At 61.0% G+C, this 14077-nt stretch carries 10 protein-coding genes; 5 read left to right on the forward strand and 5 right to left on the reverse strand.

Annotation, left to right across the window (positions count from 1 at the left end; translation table 11 throughout):
- Window positions 1-300 precede the first annotated feature (300 nt).
- Together AC0Z5Z_RS11590 and AC0Z5Z_RS11595 are read right to left on the reverse strand one after the other, a co-directional pair.
- Window positions 301-876, reverse strand: a complete 576-nt coding sequence (locus AC0Z5Z_RS11590) for an ANTAR domain-containing response regulator (RefSeq protein ID WP_007916390.1) — start codon at window positions 874-876, stop codon at window positions 301-303.
- Between the two features lie 15 nt (window positions 877-891).
- Window positions 892-2103: an ABC transporter substrate-binding protein gene (locus tag AC0Z5Z_RS11595; protein WP_476249081.1), complete on the reverse strand. Its 1212-nt coding sequence runs from the start codon at window positions 2101-2103 to the stop codon at window positions 892-894.
- A gap of 218 nt (window positions 2104-2321) precedes the next feature.
- Between AC0Z5Z_RS11595 and AC0Z5Z_RS11600 the strand changes: the two genes are divergently transcribed.
- Window positions 2322-3341, forward strand: a complete 1020-nt coding sequence (locus tag AC0Z5Z_RS11600) for a quinone-dependent dihydroorotate dehydrogenase (RefSeq protein WP_476249082.1) — start codon at window positions 2322-2324, stop codon at window positions 3339-3341.
- A gap of 298 nt (window positions 3342-3639) precedes the next feature.
- On the opposite strand, the gene rmf is transcribed toward AC0Z5Z_RS11600, so the two are convergent.
- Window positions 3640-3855, reverse strand: coding sequence for a ribosome modulation factor (gene rmf, locus AC0Z5Z_RS11605; protein ID WP_003223300.1), 216 nt, complete (start codon window positions 3853-3855; stop codon window positions 3640-3642).
- A 530-nt stretch (window positions 3856-4385) separates the two neighbouring features.
- Between rmf and rlmKL the strand changes: the two genes are divergently transcribed.
- Window positions 4386-6656, forward strand: coding sequence for a bifunctional 23S rRNA (guanine(2069)-N(7))-methyltransferase RlmK/23S rRNA (guanine(2445)-N(2))-methyltransferase RlmL (gene rlmKL, locus AC0Z5Z_RS11610; protein ID WP_150741382.1), 2271 nt, complete (start codon window positions 4386-4388; stop codon window positions 6654-6656).
- A gap of 144 nt (window positions 6657-6800) precedes the next feature.
- A complete protein-coding gene (locus AC0Z5Z_RS11615; protein WP_485611109.1) occupies window positions 6801-9185 on the forward strand; it encodes a sensor domain-containing diguanylate cyclase in 2385 nt (794 codons plus the stop codon).
- 159 nt (window positions 9186-9344) lie between these two features.
- Here AC0Z5Z_RS11615 and dacB read toward each other — a convergent pair whose 3' ends face one another.
- Window positions 9345-10805 carry a D-alanyl-D-alanine carboxypeptidase/D-alanyl-D-alanine endopeptidase gene (gene dacB, locus AC0Z5Z_RS11620; RefSeq protein WP_041479117.1) on the reverse strand — a complete coding sequence of 487 codons (1461 nt, stop codon included), beginning with the start codon at window positions 10803-10805 and terminating at the stop codon, window positions 9345-9347.
- A 234-nt stretch (window positions 10806-11039) separates the two neighbouring features.
- Between dacB and AC0Z5Z_RS11625 the strand changes: the two genes are divergently transcribed.
- Window positions 11040-11384, forward strand: a complete 345-nt coding sequence (locus tag AC0Z5Z_RS11625) for a YggL family protein (RefSeq protein WP_016773843.1) — start codon at window positions 11040-11042, stop codon at window positions 11382-11384.
- 243 nt (window positions 11385-11627) lie between these two features.
- On the opposite strand, the gene AC0Z5Z_RS11630 is transcribed toward AC0Z5Z_RS11625, so the two are convergent.
- Window positions 11628-12818: a benzoate/H(+) symporter BenE family transporter gene (locus AC0Z5Z_RS11630; protein WP_252869082.1), complete on the reverse strand. Its 1191-nt coding sequence runs from the start codon at window positions 12816-12818 to the stop codon at window positions 11628-11630.
- A 358-nt stretch (window positions 12819-13176) separates the two neighbouring features.
- Between AC0Z5Z_RS11630 and AC0Z5Z_RS11635 the strand changes: the two genes are divergently transcribed.
- On the forward strand, window positions 13177-13941 hold the full coding sequence (locus AC0Z5Z_RS11635; protein ID WP_007918375.1) for a GntR family transcriptional regulator: 765 nt from the start codon (window positions 13177-13179) through the stop codon (window positions 13939-13941).
- Window positions 13942-14077: the final 136 nt, after the last annotated feature.

Below are 14077 nucleotides of genomic sequence, written 5' to 3' on the forward strand. Positions count from 1 at the left end.
GGGAACCGAGCGGGGGATGGCCGAATCATTTGCCGATCTGAACGATTTCGAGTGAATCCATAATCGACTCGGTCGTTCAGGTCGGCGGACAGCGCCAGACAACGCGGTCGGTCCCCTCTCCCTCCGGGAGAGGGAACCGAGCGGGGGATGGCCGAATCATTTGCCGATCTGAACGATTTCGAGTGAATCCATAATCGACTCGGTCGTTCAGGTCGGCGGACAGCGCAAGACAACGCGGTCGGTCCCCTCTCCCTCCGGGAGAGGGCTAGGGTGAGGGGCCCTTGATTTGCAGCGAAAATTTCAGCCCAGCAACTCACTCATGGCAATGATCTGCTCCGCCACCTGAATCAGCTTCTGCTGGCGGCTCATCGCCTGGCGGCGCATCAGCGTATAGGCCTCTTCCTCGTTGCAGTCCTTCATCTTCATCAGCAAACCCTTGGCCAGTTCAATGCGCTTGCGCTCGGCCAGTTGCTGATCGCGCGCCTGCAATTGCGCGCGCAAGGCCTGGTCACTCTCGAAGCGCGCCATCGCCACGTCGAGAATCGGCTGCAACCGTTGTGCGTGAATGCCTTCGACGATGTAGGCACTGACCCCGGACTTGATCGCCTGACGCATCACCCCCGGGTCATGTTCGTCGGTAAACATCACGATCGGCCGGGGCTGGTCGCGGCTGACCAGTACCACTTGCTCCATCACATCGCGGCTCGGTGACTCGGTATCGATCAGGATCACGTCCGGGCGCACCGTTTCGACGCGCGCCGGCAGGTCGATGGTCAGGCCGGACTCGTCGATTACCTCGAAGCCGGCCTCGGTCAGCGCCGCTTTCAGGCGTCCGACTTTTTTCGCGGTGTCGTTGATCAGCAGAATGCGCAACATGTTCGCGGTCTCCTGTCAGCGCTGGGCGAGAAGGGGGGCGGTGTCGCTCAGGGCATGCAGCTTGAAACTGCGCGCATAGCCCGCCGGGTCGCTGCCGTCCCAGACCTTGCCGTCGAGCAACTGGCTGCTGCGCAGGTCTGCGTACGAAGTCGCAACGCCGACCGCGCTGGCGGCCTCGCGATACAGATCCAGACGCTGAACCTGACGGGCGACGGCCAGATAATCCGGATCCTCGCGCAACAGACCCCAGCGACGAAACTGGGTCATGAACCACATGCCGTCGGACAGGTAGGGCAGATTGACCTCGCCATCGCCATGAAAACGCAGCGCATGCGGATCCTGCCAGCGATTACCGAGGCCATCGGCGTAGTCGCCCATAAAACGCGGCTCGATGCACGCGGCGGGGGTGTCGAGGTATTCGGTGGCGCTGAGTAATTGCGCGGTACTGCGGCGGTTTTCCGGGCCTTCTTCGATGAATCGGCTGGCCTCAAGAATGGCCATGACCAGCGCCCGCGCGGTGTTGGGGTATTGCTCGACAAATTCGCGGGTGCAGCCGAGGACTTTTTCCGGGTGATCGGGCCAGATGCTCTGGCTGGTCGCCAGGGTGAAACCGAGATTCTGCTGCACGGCGCTGGCCGCCCACGGTTCGCCGACGCAAAAGCCGTCGATGCGCCCGGCTTGCAGGTGCGCGACCATTTGCGGCGGCGGCACTACCACGCTGTCGACGTCCTGCAACGGATGAATGCCCTGGCTCGCCAGCCAGTAATAAAGCCACATCGCATGGGTGCCGGTGGGGAAGGTCTGGGCGAAGGTCAGTTTTGCGCGGCTTTGGTGCACGTGCCGATCGAGCGCTTCAGGACTGTTCACGCCAGCCTGTTGCAAACCATGGGACAGGTTCAGGCTCTGGCCATTCTGGTTCAGGCCCATCAGCACTGCCATGTCGGTCGGGGCGACGCCGCCGATGCCCAGGTGCACCGCATAAATCAGCCCGTACAGACTGTGCGCGGCATCCAGTTCGCCGCTGACCAGTTTGTCGCGCAGGTTGGCCCATGAGGCCTGACGTTTGAGGTTCAGCGTCAGGCCGTAGGGTTGGGCGAAGCCCTGGGTGGCGGCGACCACCACCGAGGCGCAGTCGCTCAGCGCCATGAATCCGAGATTGATCGCGCTCTTTTCCGGCGCATCGCTGCCATTGACCCAGGCCAGAGGCCCCAAGGACGTTTCGTTCATACCCTACCTCAAAAAAAACGTCGTCCCGGATTCTGCGCAGGCAAAACCCGGGGACGACGCCATTGTCCTGGCCTGCGCGCCGTCATTGGTCGGCAGACTGATGAGCGGGGTGGTGCAAGGCATATGCCAGTCGCCTGATTCGCGCAGGCGCCTCGCGCCGGGGGACGATGCCCGGCTATAATCGCCGCCTCTTTTCGCCGCCCGAGTCATTGCCGCCCATGTACACCCTGGCCCGTCAGCTGTTGTTCAAACTTTCCCCGGAAACCTCCCACGATCTGTCGCTGGATCTGATCGGCGCGGGTGGACGTTTGGGCCTCAACGGCTTGCTGTGCAAGGCACCGGCGAAAATGCCGGTGACCGTCATGGGGCTCGAATTCCCGAACCCGGTAGGGCTGGCGGCAGGTCTGGACAAGAACGGCGCGGCCATCGATGGCTTTGCGCAACTGGGTTTCGGTTTTGTCGAAATCGGCACCGTGACCCCGCGTCCGCAGCCGGGTAACCCGAAACCACGAATCTTCCGCCTGCCGGAAGCCGAGGCGATCATCAACCGCATGGGTTTCAACAACCTTGGCGTGGATAACCTGCTGGCGCGGGTCGCTGCGGCGAAATACCAAGGCGTGCTGGGCATCAACATCGGCAAGAACTTCGATACCCCGGTCGAGCGCGCGGTGGATGATTACCTGATCTGCCTGGACAAGGTCTACGCCCACGCCAGTTACATCACGGTCAACGTCAGCTCGCCGAATACCCCGGGCCTGCGCAGCCTGCAGTTCGGCGACTCGCTCAAACAATTGCTCGCGGACCTGGCCACGCGCCGCGCCGAACTGGCCCTGCGTCACGGCAAGCATGTGCCGCTGGCGATCAAGATCGCGCCGGACATGACCGACGAAGAAACTGCGCAGGTCGCCCAGGCGTTGATCGAAACCGGCATGGATGCGGTGATCGCCACCAATACGACTTTGAGCCGTGTCGGCGTCGAAGGCATGGAGCATGGCGACGAGGCGGGCGGTCTGTCGGGTGCGCCGGTGCGTGAAAAGAGCACCCATACCGTGAAAGTGCTGGCGGGCGAATTGGCCGGGCGTTTGCCGATCATTGCTGCGGGCGGGATTACCGAGGGCAAGCACGCGGCGGAGAAGATCACGGCCGGTGCAAGCCTGGTGCAGATCTATTCGGGCTTCATCTACAAAGGCCCGGCGCTGATTCGTGAATCGGTAGACGCCATCGCCGCGTTGCGCTGAGGATTGCCGAGGCCTTGGGGAGCCTTTGTGGCGAGGGGATTTATCCCCGCTGGGCTGCTCAGCAGCCCCAAACCTTCCACAGTGATATGCCAGGTAGATTGAAGTTCGGACTTCGCGACTGCTGCGCAGCCGAGCGGGGATAAATCCCCTCGCCACGTGGATCCCGGTTAACCCTTTTTGCAGGCATAAAAAAGGGCTCCTCGAAGGAGCCCCTGGGCCGTAGCCCGCCGTCCGGGAGGGACGTGCGTGGTTAATTCAGTGCAGATTCAGATTGTCGTGTCGGAATAAATGCCCTGTGTCAGCCGACGGCGTGAAGTTCGTTGAGTCTGTGGATTCCCGCAGTGCCGGTCATACCGTCCCAGTTGTCGCCGCGTCCTTCTCGCCAGCCGTTGATCCAGGCTTGACGTACCGACGGTAGAGTAAATGGGCAAAGCTCACGGGATTTGCCACCAACGCCATATTGATATCCGCGCAAAAATGCTCTTTCCAACGGATCACGCTTAAGTCTTCTCATAGGGTGTTTCCCTCACTTGTTGACTGTAGTGTCGCGTTGACCTCAATTGAGGTCTGGCAGAAAAAACCTGCCATCGTGCGGCTCGCTGCCGGCGTGGCGAGCCAAGGTGTTGACGCCGTTGCGACGTCAACCTGTGCTCAGTTCTAACCAATGAGTCACACCGAGGGAATGATCGTTTTGTCATAAGCACGTAACGTAAAGGATGCTATGGCGATAAGTAACCGCGTATTTATTCAACGTTCATTGCGCAAACCCCGGTATGATCGGCGCCCCGCTGACTCAGGGGGTTAATCCTTTAGTGAGAATGACCCACGTTTGCGCTTGGGTAATATTCGACGAAGGGTCGCTTTCAGTCTTTTTGTTTCACCAACTTTTTTATCTGTCCCGGCATCTAAGCTCTTTTAACCCGAGCAGCGGGGATGGAACGGCACACCTTCGTGCCACGCGGGCGCTCTTTCAGAAAAGCGCCTGATTGAAAACCGGGTCGGCAATGCGTTGCCGGCCCACTAGCCAAAGGCTCTGGAATTACCATGTCCGATCGTTTCGAACTCTTCCTCACTTGCCCCAAAGGCCTTGAAGGCCTGCTCATCGAGGAAGCCGTCGGGCTTGGCCTTGAAGAAGCGCGCGAGCACACCTCCGCCGTGCGTGGCATGGCGACCATGGAAACCGCTTATCGCCTGTGCCTCTGGTCGCGTCTGGCCAACCGTGTGTTGCTGGTGCTCAAGCGTTTCCCGATGAAGGACGCCGAAGACCTCTACCACGGCGTGCTCGACATCGACTGGCAGGATCACATGCTCAGCGACGGCACCCTGGCCGTCGAATTCAGCGGCCACGGCTCGGGCATCGACAACACCCACTTCGGCGCGCTGAAAGTCAAAGATGCCATCGTCGACAAACTGCGCACGCCACAGGGTGATCGTCCATCCATCGACAAGCTCAACCCGGACCTGCGCATTCACCTGCGTCTGGATCGCGGCGAAGCGATTCTCTCCCTCGACCTCTCCGGCCACAGCCTGCACCAGCGCGGCTATCGCTTGCAGCAGGGCGCGGCGCCGCTGAAGGAAAACCTCGCGGCGGCAATCCTCATCCGTTCCGGCTGGCCGCGAATTGCCGCCGAAGGTGGCGCACTGGCTGACCCGATGTGCGGTGTCGGTACGTTTCTCGTCGAAGCGGGGATGATTGCCGCCGACATGGCGCCGAACCTGCGTCGCGAGCAGTGGGGCTTTACCGCGTGGCTCGGTCATGTGCCGGCACTGTGGAAAAAACTCCACGAAGAAGCCGTCGAGCGTGCTGCCGCCGGTCTGGCCAAACCGCCGCTGTGGATTCGCGGTTACGAAGCCGATCCACGACTGATTCAGCCAGGCCGCAATAACGTTGAGCGCGCCGGCCTCAGCGAGTGGATCAAGATCTACCAGGGCGAAGTGGCGACCTTCGAGCCGCGCCCGGATCAGAACCAGAAAGGTCTGGTCATCTGCAACCCGCCGTACGGCGAGCGTCTCGGTGACGAAGCCAGCCTGCTGTATCTCTACCAGAACCTCGGCGAGCGTCTGCGTCAGGCCTGCCTGAACTGGGAAGCGGCGGTGTTCACCGGCGCCCCGGATCTGGGCAAGCGCATGGGCATTCGCAGCCATAAACAGTATTCGTTCTGGAACGGCGCGCTGCCGTGCAAGCTGCTGCTGATCAAGGTCCTGCCCGATCAGTTCGTCACTGGCGAACGCCGCACTCCGGAACAGCGTCAGGCCGAGCGCGAGCAAGCGGCTTACGACCAGACCCCCGACGAGCCGCAAGAGCGCAAGTTCAACAAGAACGGCAACCCGATCAAGCCGACGCCAGCCCCGGCGCCAGTGATCGAACAACCGCGCCTGAGCGAAGGCGGGCAGATGTTTGCCAACCGCTTGCAGAAAAATCTCAAGGCGATGGGCAAGTGGGTCAAGCGCGAAGGCATCGATTGCTACCGCGTCTATGATGCCGACATGCCTGAATACGCAATGGCCATCGACCTGTACCACGACTGGGTGCACGTTCAGGAATACGCCGCGCCGAAATCCATCGACCCGGAAAAAGCCTCGGCGCGCATGTTCGATGCGCTGGCGGCCATACCGCAGGCGTTGAACGTCGACAAGAACCGCGTGGTGGTCAAGCGCCGCGAGCGGCAGAGCGGCACCAAGCAGTACGAGCGTCAGGCTGCGCAGGGCAAGTTCGTCGAGGTCAATGAAGGTGGCGTGAAGCTGCTGGTCAACCTCACCGATTACCTCGACACCGGCCTGTTCCTCGATCACCGGCCGATGCGCATGCGTATCCAGAAAGAGGCGGCCGGCAAACGCTTCCTCAATCTGTTTTGCTACACCGCGACCGCCAGCGTGCACGCGGCCAAGGGCGGCGCGCGCAGCACCACCAGCGTCGACCTGTCGAAAACCTATCTGGACTGGGCGCGACGCAACCTGTCGCTGAACGGCTTCTCGGACAAGAACCGTCTGGAGCAGGGTGATGTGATGTCGTGGCTGGAAAGCAGCCGTGACGAATACGACCTGATCTTCATCGACCCGCCGACGTTCTCCAACTCCAAGCGCATGGAAGGCATCTTCGACGTACAGCGCGATCAGGTGCAGTTGATCGACTTGGCGATGGCGCGGCTGGCACCGGGTGGCGTGCTGTATTTCTCCAACAACTTCCGCAAGTTCCAGTTGGAGGAAAACCTCGCCGAGCGTTATGCGGTCGAGGAAATCAGTGCGCAGACCATTGATCCGGATTTCGCCCGCAATACCAAGATCCACCGCGCCTGGAAAATCACGGCTCGTTGACGCTTTCACTGGTTGGATCCACAGAGCCTTGATTTTTAACGGCTCGGTGGATCCAGCGGTGCTGGCTAAATTAGTGGCTAATAGCTATAACTCACACACCGCCAATGGGGTTTTCCCGTGAATCTGGCGGAGTGAGTCGTGCTTATGCCGTTGCACCCCGTGCGCCCGAAAATCCTCGGTTTCATCAGTGAAGACGTCTCAGCCTGGCTGGTCGCTTTGCTGGTGTTGCTTGCCGGCGGGATTCTCACCGGGCTGCTCGCGTGGGGCACCTTCAACCAGTTTCAGCAACAATCGCGTCAGCGCTTTCAACTGCTGGCCAACGAACGCTACAGCCGTATCGCCGAACGTTTTCAGGACCAGGAGCAACGTCTCGATGGTCTGCGGCGGTTCTTCGCCAACTCCGAATCGGTGTCCCGCGCCGAATTCGACGGCTACTCCCGCCCTTTATTGCTGCGCACCCAAGCCTATACCTATGCCCCGAGAGTCAGTGGTGCCGAACGCGCCGCGTTCGAACAGCAGGTGCGTGACGAAGGCCTGAGCAACTTCACCATTCGCGAGCTCGACGCCAATGGCGAGCTGCAACTGGCGGCAGCGCGCGACGCATATGTGCCGGTGCTGTACACCCAGACCCAAAGCCGATTGGCGCCACCACTGGGTTATGACTTGCTCGCCCAACCCTTGCGCCGCGAAACCCTGCAACGCGCCGACCAGCTCGGCAGCATGGCGGTGTCGCAACCGATGCATCTTGTCGGGATTGAGCCGTCCTACGCGCGTGGGGTGTTGCTACTGGCGCCGGTCAGTCGCGCCGGAGAATCGCAGCCGTTCGGCTATGTGATGGCGGTGATCAGCATGCGCCAGTTGCTCGCCGACGGTTTGCCCGATGCCCTGCACGATTACCTGTCGGTGCGCATTCTCGACCTGTCGACCCAGGATCAGCACGAGGCGCTGTTCGAATCGAGCAACGAGGCGGTGCCCGGCGATCTGGCAGCGACGCGCTTGCTGCGCATGGCCGACCACGACTATCAGGTCGATATCCTTCCGAGCGAGGCGTTCATGCAGGCCAACCATTCGTCGGTGGGCAGCGTGATCATTCTTGGCGGCTTGCTCAGCGCATTGCTCAGCGCCTTGCTTTACGTGCTGGTCAGCCAGCGCCAGCGCGCGGTGCGGCTGGTCGAGGTGCGCACCCAGGAATTGCACGAGCGCGAGCAGGAACTGCGCGGCACCCACGGTCAGTTGCGCGGCGTGCTGAATGCCGCCACTCAGGTCGCGATCATTGCCACCGACCTGCGCGGCGTGATCAACACTTTCAACCCCGGTGCCGAGCAAATGCTCGGCTACAGCAGCGCCGAAGTGGTCGGGCGCATGACCCTGGAGAACCTGCATTTACCCAGGGAACTGGCGGCGCGTTCGGCCGAGTTGAGTGCGCGCTACGGCAAAAGCATCCCGACTTGCCACGCGATGCTGGTCGAGGGCGGCGAAGTCGGCGGTCATGAAGCACGCGAATGGACCATGGTGCGCAGCGATGGCAGTCATCTGCCGGTGAACATGCTCGCCACGCCGGTGCTTGACGAGCAAGGCCTGTGGGTCGGTCATCTGGCGATCTGCATCGACATCACCGAGCGCAAACGCGTGCACGAAGTGCTGGCAGCACGCGACACGTTGCTGAAGAAGCTCAGCGCCCATGTTCCGGGCGGCATTTACCAATTCAAAATGGAATTCGACGGACGCTTCAGCGTGATCTACGCCAGCGATGGCATCCGCGAAATCTACGAGTTGGAGCCGGATGTGCTGCTGCTCGACTCCGAGGCGATTTTCAGTCGCATTCACCCGCAGGACGCGATTCGCGTGCGCTCATCCATCCGCGAATCGGCGGAAAATCTCAGCCCGTGGCGCGAGGAATACCGCGTGCAACTGCCTGAACGCGGCCTGCGCTGGGTGCGCGGCGAGGCGACACCGGAAGAGCTGCCGGGCGGCGGGGTGCTGTGGCACGGCTACATCTCGGATATCTCCGATCTCAAGCGCGTGGAAGAAGAATTGCGCGCGTTGTCGATCACCGATTCGCTGACCGGCATACACAACCGCCGCTATTTCCAGGAACGCCTGACCACCGAAATGGCCCGGGTCGAGCGTGGCGGCGGTGAGTTGTCGGTGATCATGCTCGACATCGACCACTTCAAACGCATCAACGATCAGTTCGGCCACGCTGTCGGCGACCGCGTGCTGCAAGCAGTTTGCGAACGGATCGGCCATCGCTTGCGCCGCACCGACGTATTCTGCCGTTTGGGCGGCGAAGAATTCATGGTGCTGTGCCCGGACATCGACGGTGAACACGCCTACATGCTGGCGATGGAGTTGTGGGAAGGTTTGCGTAGCGCGCCGGTGGATGTGGTCGGCTTGGTCACCGCGAGTTTCGGCATCGCCAGCTGGCGCCCGGGGGAGGGCGCGGATGCGCTGTTGCTGCGCGCTGACTCAGGGGTTTATGCAGCGAAGCAGAATGGCCGGGATCGGGTTGAGCGGGAGATGAGCTGATTCGAACCTGACACCTGACCCTGTGGGGCAGAGGGGACCTGGCGCTGATTTTCTGTGGGAGCGAGCCTGCTCGCGAAAGCGGTGCGACAGTCACTGAACATGCTGACTGAACCGACGCCTTCGCGAGCAGGCTCGCTCCCACAAATGAATCTGCCGCGCTTACAGCACCGAAGCGGTCTGCGGCAGTTTCGGCTGTTTGTACAGATCCAGCAGCACCTGATCGAGCACCGACGAGGCGCCGAACGGGGCCTTGTCGTTGAGGATCGCTACCACCGCCCAGGTATTGCCATTCACATCACGGCTGAAACCGGCGATCGCGCGCACGGTGTTCAGGGTGCCGGTCTTGACGTGGGCTTCGCCGCGCATCGCCGTGGTTTTCAGACGTTTGCGCATGGTGCCGTCGGTGCCGGCAATCGGCAGCGAGCTGATGTATTCGGCGGCGTACGGGCTGTGCCAGGCGGCCTGCAGCATGTTGGCCATTTCCCGCGCACTGACCCGCTCGGCCCGCGACAGACCAGAACCATTCTCCATCACCAGATGCGGCGCGGTGATGCCTTTCTTCGCCAGCCACTGACGCACCACGCGCTGCGCAGCCCGGGCGTCGTCACCGTCGGCATCGTTGCGGAAACGCTGGCCAAGGCTGAGGAACAGCTGCTGGGCCATGGTGTTGTTACTGTATTTGTTGATGTCGCGGATGATCTCGGCCAGATCCGGCGAGTACGCGCGGGCAAGCAGTTTGGCGCTGCTCGGCGTCGGCGCCAGACGATCCTTGCCCTGAATGCTGCCACCCAGTTCCTTCCAGATCGCCCGCACGGCGCCGGCGGTGTAGGTCGCGTGGTCGAGCAGCGACAGGTAAGTCTGCGAGCTGCAGCCTTCGCCCAACTGGCCGCCAACGGTCACGGTCACGCTGCCATCGGCCTGCGGCACCGGGTTGTAGCGCACGCCGCCGGTGCATTGCTTGGACGGCAGGGCTTTGACGGTGTTTTCGATGCGGATGTTCGCGATCGGCGGCTCCACGGAAATCAACACGCGGCCACCGTCATTACGTGCGACGAAGCGCAGGGCCTTGAGGTTGACCAGCAGCGAGTCGGGCTTGACCAGGAACGGCTTGTTGTCGTCGTTGCCGTCATCGTTGAATTCCGGCAATTGCGGCTGCACGAAGAAGTTGCGGTCGAGGATCAGGTCGCCGGTAATCTGGGTCACGCCATTGGCGCGCAGGTCACGCATCAGCAGCCAGAGTTTTTCCATGTTCAGCTTCGGGTCACCGCCGCCCTTGAGGTAAAGGTTGCCGTTGAGAATGCCGCCGCTCAGGGTGCCATCGGTGTAGAACTCGGTCTTCCACTGATGGTTGGGGCCGAGCATTTCCAGCGCCGCATAAGTGGTGACCAGTTTCATCGTCGAGGCCGGATTGACCGAGACGTCGGCGTTGAACACCGTCGGCGTGCCCGGACCGTCGAGCGGCACCATCACCAGCGACAGCGCAGTGGGCTGCAACTTGCTGGCCTTAAGGGCTTTTTCGACGTTCGGGGTGAGGGAAGTGTTGATGGTGGCAGCGGAGACAGGCAGGGCCAGAGGCAGAAGAAGGCCGGCGAGAAACAGTGGACGCAACGATTTGATCATATGCAATAAAACCCTGCAAAAGAGGGGAAAAAAGACGAGGACATGGATGAAAAGGCCCTCAGTGGTCATGAAAGTGTCGGCATTATGCCCCAAGCTGTAACAGCTTGTGCCGTGTCGGGGCCGGCCAAGTGGTTATTTTTTTACAGGCGGTCGGCCGCAGCGACCAGAGAGTCGGGCAATCGCTGGCTTAAACTGGTAAAGTGCCGGCCGTTATTACTTAAGAGGATTGTTCCAATGGCGACTAACCGTTCCCAGCGTCTGCGCAAAAAACTGTGCGTAGATGAATTTCAAGAGCTGGGTTTCGAACTGAACCTGGACTTCAAAGAAGACTTGTCCGAAGAAGCCATTGACGCTTTCCTCGAAGCATTCATCAAAGAAGCCATGGAAGCCAACGGTCTGGGTTATGTTGGCGGCGACGACTTCGGTCTGGTGTGCCTGCAGAAGCGTGGCTCGGTCAACGAAGAGCAGCGCGCTGCCGTTGAAGCCTGGCTGAAAAACCGCTCCGAGCTGACCAAGTACGAAGTCAGCCCGCTGCTGGATGTGTGGTATCCGGAAAAGCCGATCAACGCGGCTAAGTGATACTGAAAAAAACGGCGACCTGAGGGTCGCCGTTTTTTTTCGTCTGGTGTTTAGGTGATACGGCTTGGATTTGATGGTGGACTCGCCCCTCACCCCAGCCCTCTCCCGAGGGAGAGGGAGCCGATCTGTGGGCTTTTCGGGATGTGAGTTCGACTTGATATCCCTCGTCGGCGTATATCTTCCGAGCACCTTGGTCAGTCCCCTCTCCCTTTGGGAGAGGGTTAGGGTGAGGGGCTTTTGATCTTAAGCTCTGCGCCAATTCAAAATCACCAGCGTCAAAACCCCCGCCACAATCCCCCAAAACGCCGAACCAATGGAATACAGCGTCAGCCCGGACGCCGTGACCATGAAGGTGATCAACGCCGCTTCCCGTTCTTTCACCTCGCTCATGGCAATGCTCAAGCCATTGATGATCGAGCCGAACAGCGCCAGCGCAGCAATCGACAGCACCAGTTCTTTCGGCAACGCGGCAAACAACGCCGCCAATGTGGCACCGAACACCCCGGCAATCCCGTAGAACACCCCGCACCACACCGCTGCGGTGTAACGCTTGTTGCGATCTTCATGGGCATGCGGACCGGTGCAGATCGCCGCGCTGATCGCCGCGAGGTTAATACCGTGTGAGCCGAACGGCGCCAGCAACAGGGAGGCAATGCCGGTGGTGGTGATCAGTGGCGAGGCCGGGACGTTATAGCCATCGGCGCGCAGCACAGCGATGCCGGGCATGTTCTGCGAGGTCATCGCCACCACGAACAGCGGAATGCCGATGCTGATGGTTGCGGCCAGGGAGAAGTGCGGCGTGGTCCACACCGGGGTGGCCACTTCCAGATGAAAACCGTTGAAATCCAGCAGCCCCATGAAGCCCGACAGCGCGGTGCCGATCAGCAGCGCCGCGAGCACCGCATAGCGCGGCGACAGGCGCTTGACCAGCAGATAAGTGAAGAACATCCCCAACACCAGACCGGTACGGTGTTGCGCGGCGACGAAGATTTCGCTGCCGATCTTGAACAGAATCCCTGCCAGCAGAGCTGCCGCCAAAGAGGCCGGGATCTTTTTCACCAGCCGTTCGAAGCTGCCGGTCAGGCCGCAGATCGTCACCAGTACCGCGCACGTGATGTAGGCGCCGATCGCCTCGCCGTAACTGACTCCGCCCAGGCTGGTGATCAGCAACGCCGCGCCGGGTGTCGACCAGGCGATGGTGATCGGTGTGCGATAGCGCAGCGACAGGCCAATCGAACACACCGCCATGCCGATCGAAATCGCCCAGATCCACGAGGAAATCTGCCCGCTGCTCAGGCCGGCCGCTTGCCCGGCCTGGAACATCAGCACCAGCGAACTGGTGTAACCGGTCATCATCGCGATGAAACCGGCGACGATGGCGGAAGGCGAAGTGTCGGCAAGAGGGCGCAGGCGGGCGTGGGTAGCGTCGGTCATGACGGCGGTGTTCCTTATACCAATGGAGATGTCCGCCACAACACAGAACCTCTGTGGGAGCGAGCCTGCTCGCGAAAGCGCTATGTCAGTCAACATTCATAGTGAATGTGAAATGGCTTTCGCGAGCAGGCTCGCTCCCACGGGGGATTGCGGTCATGCAGCGGATTCTGCGATCAAGCCTAAACTCAAACCTGACAAACCGTTGCAATACAGCCGCAGGCGCAAATAGCCGTACAGTCGTGTTGCCACCATTCATTGTGTACAATCGCGCTGTTTTTTACGCGATACTTGCCAGCGACCTACTGTGCCGTATTACAGTCACGGTCTATTCGCCGCAGTTTTCCCGACTCGAGTGCCCATGAACGAACAGTTGCAACCCCTCAAGAAACAACCGCGAGCAGGCAAAGCCGGTCGCAGCGGAACCCAGGACGATATTGTCTACGCGCATATCTTCGAGGCCATCCTCGAACAGCGTCTGGCGCCCGGTACCAAGTTGAGCGAAGAGGCGCTGGGGGAAATCTTCGGGGTCAGCCGCACCATCATTCGCCGCGCGCTGTCGCGTCTGGCCCATGAAGGCGTGGTGCTGTTGCGGCCGAATCGTGGCGCCGTGGTCGCCAGCCCGAGTGTTGAAGAAGCGCGTCAAGTGTTCCTCGCCCGCCGTCTGGTCGAGCGTGCGATCACTGAATTGGCCGTGCAGCACGCCACGGCCGAGCAGATCGCCGAATTGCGGCAGATGGTCAACGATGAGCGGGACAGTTTCTCGCGCGGCGATCGCGGTGCCGGTATTCGTCTGTCAGGCGAATTCCACCTGAAACTGGCGGAAGCGGCGATGAACGCACCGTTGATCAGCTTCCAGCGCAGCCTGGTTTCGCAGACCTCGCTGATCATCGCCCAGTATGAAAGCGGCAACCGCTCGCACTGCTCGTACGATGAACACACGCAGTTGATCGACGCCATTGAAAAGCGCGACGGTGAACTGGCGGTGAACCTGATGATGCATCACATGGATCACATCGACAGCAAGCTCAACCTCGACGAGGAAGGCGCGTCGGATGATCTGCATGCGGTGTTCTCGCACTTGTTGCAGACCAAGAAGCCGGGGCGTCCAGCGGCCAAGCTCTAAGCTGAAACCGAGTCGCGGCTTTCGCGAGCAGGCTCGCTCCCACAGGGGAATGCATTTCAAAGGTGGGAGCGAGCCTGCTCGCGAAGACAACCTGACCGGTAACAAAAATCCTCCGTGGTAAACACCACCGGGGATG

The organism is Pseudomonas sp. 1L-E-NC-VB-C3, from assembly GCF_057291535.1.

Coding starts and splice junctions, on each gene's coding strand:
- AC0Z5Z_RS11595 (WP_476249081.1), bottom strand. CDS start 2,103: ATGAACGAAACGTCCTTGGGGCCTCTGGCCTGGGTCAATGGCAGCGAT.
- AC0Z5Z_RS11625 (WP_016773843.1), top strand. CDS start 11,040: ATGGCGACTAACCGTTCCCAGCGTCTGCGCAAAAAACTGTGCGTAGAT.
- AC0Z5Z_RS11615 (WP_485611109.1), top strand. CDS start 6,801: ATGCCGTTGCACCCCGTGCGCCCGAAAATCCTCGGTTTCATCAGTGAA.
- AC0Z5Z_RS11600 (WP_476249082.1), top strand. CDS start 2,322: ATGTACACCCTGGCCCGTCAGCTGTTGTTCAAACTTTCCCCGGAAACC.
- rlmKL (WP_150741382.1), top strand. CDS start 4,386: ATGTCCGATCGTTTCGAACTCTTCCTCACTTGCCCCAAAGGCCTTGAA.
- AC0Z5Z_RS11630 (WP_252869082.1), bottom strand. CDS start 12,818: ATGACCGACGCTACCCACGCCCGCCTGCGCCCTCTTGCCGACACTTCG.
- AC0Z5Z_RS11635 (WP_007918375.1), top strand. CDS start 13,177: ATGAACGAACAGTTGCAACCCCTCAAGAAACAACCGCGAGCAGGCAAA.
- rmf (WP_003223300.1), bottom strand. CDS start 3,855: ATGAGAAGACTTAAGCGTGATCCGTTGGAAAGAGCATTTTTGCGCGGA.
- dacB (WP_041479117.1), bottom strand. CDS start 10,805: ATGATCAAATCGTTGCGTCCACTGTTTCTCGCCGGCCTTCTTCTGCCT.
- AC0Z5Z_RS11590 (WP_007916390.1), bottom strand. CDS start 876: ATGTTGCGCATTCTGCTGATCAACGACACCGCGAAAAAAGTCGGACGC.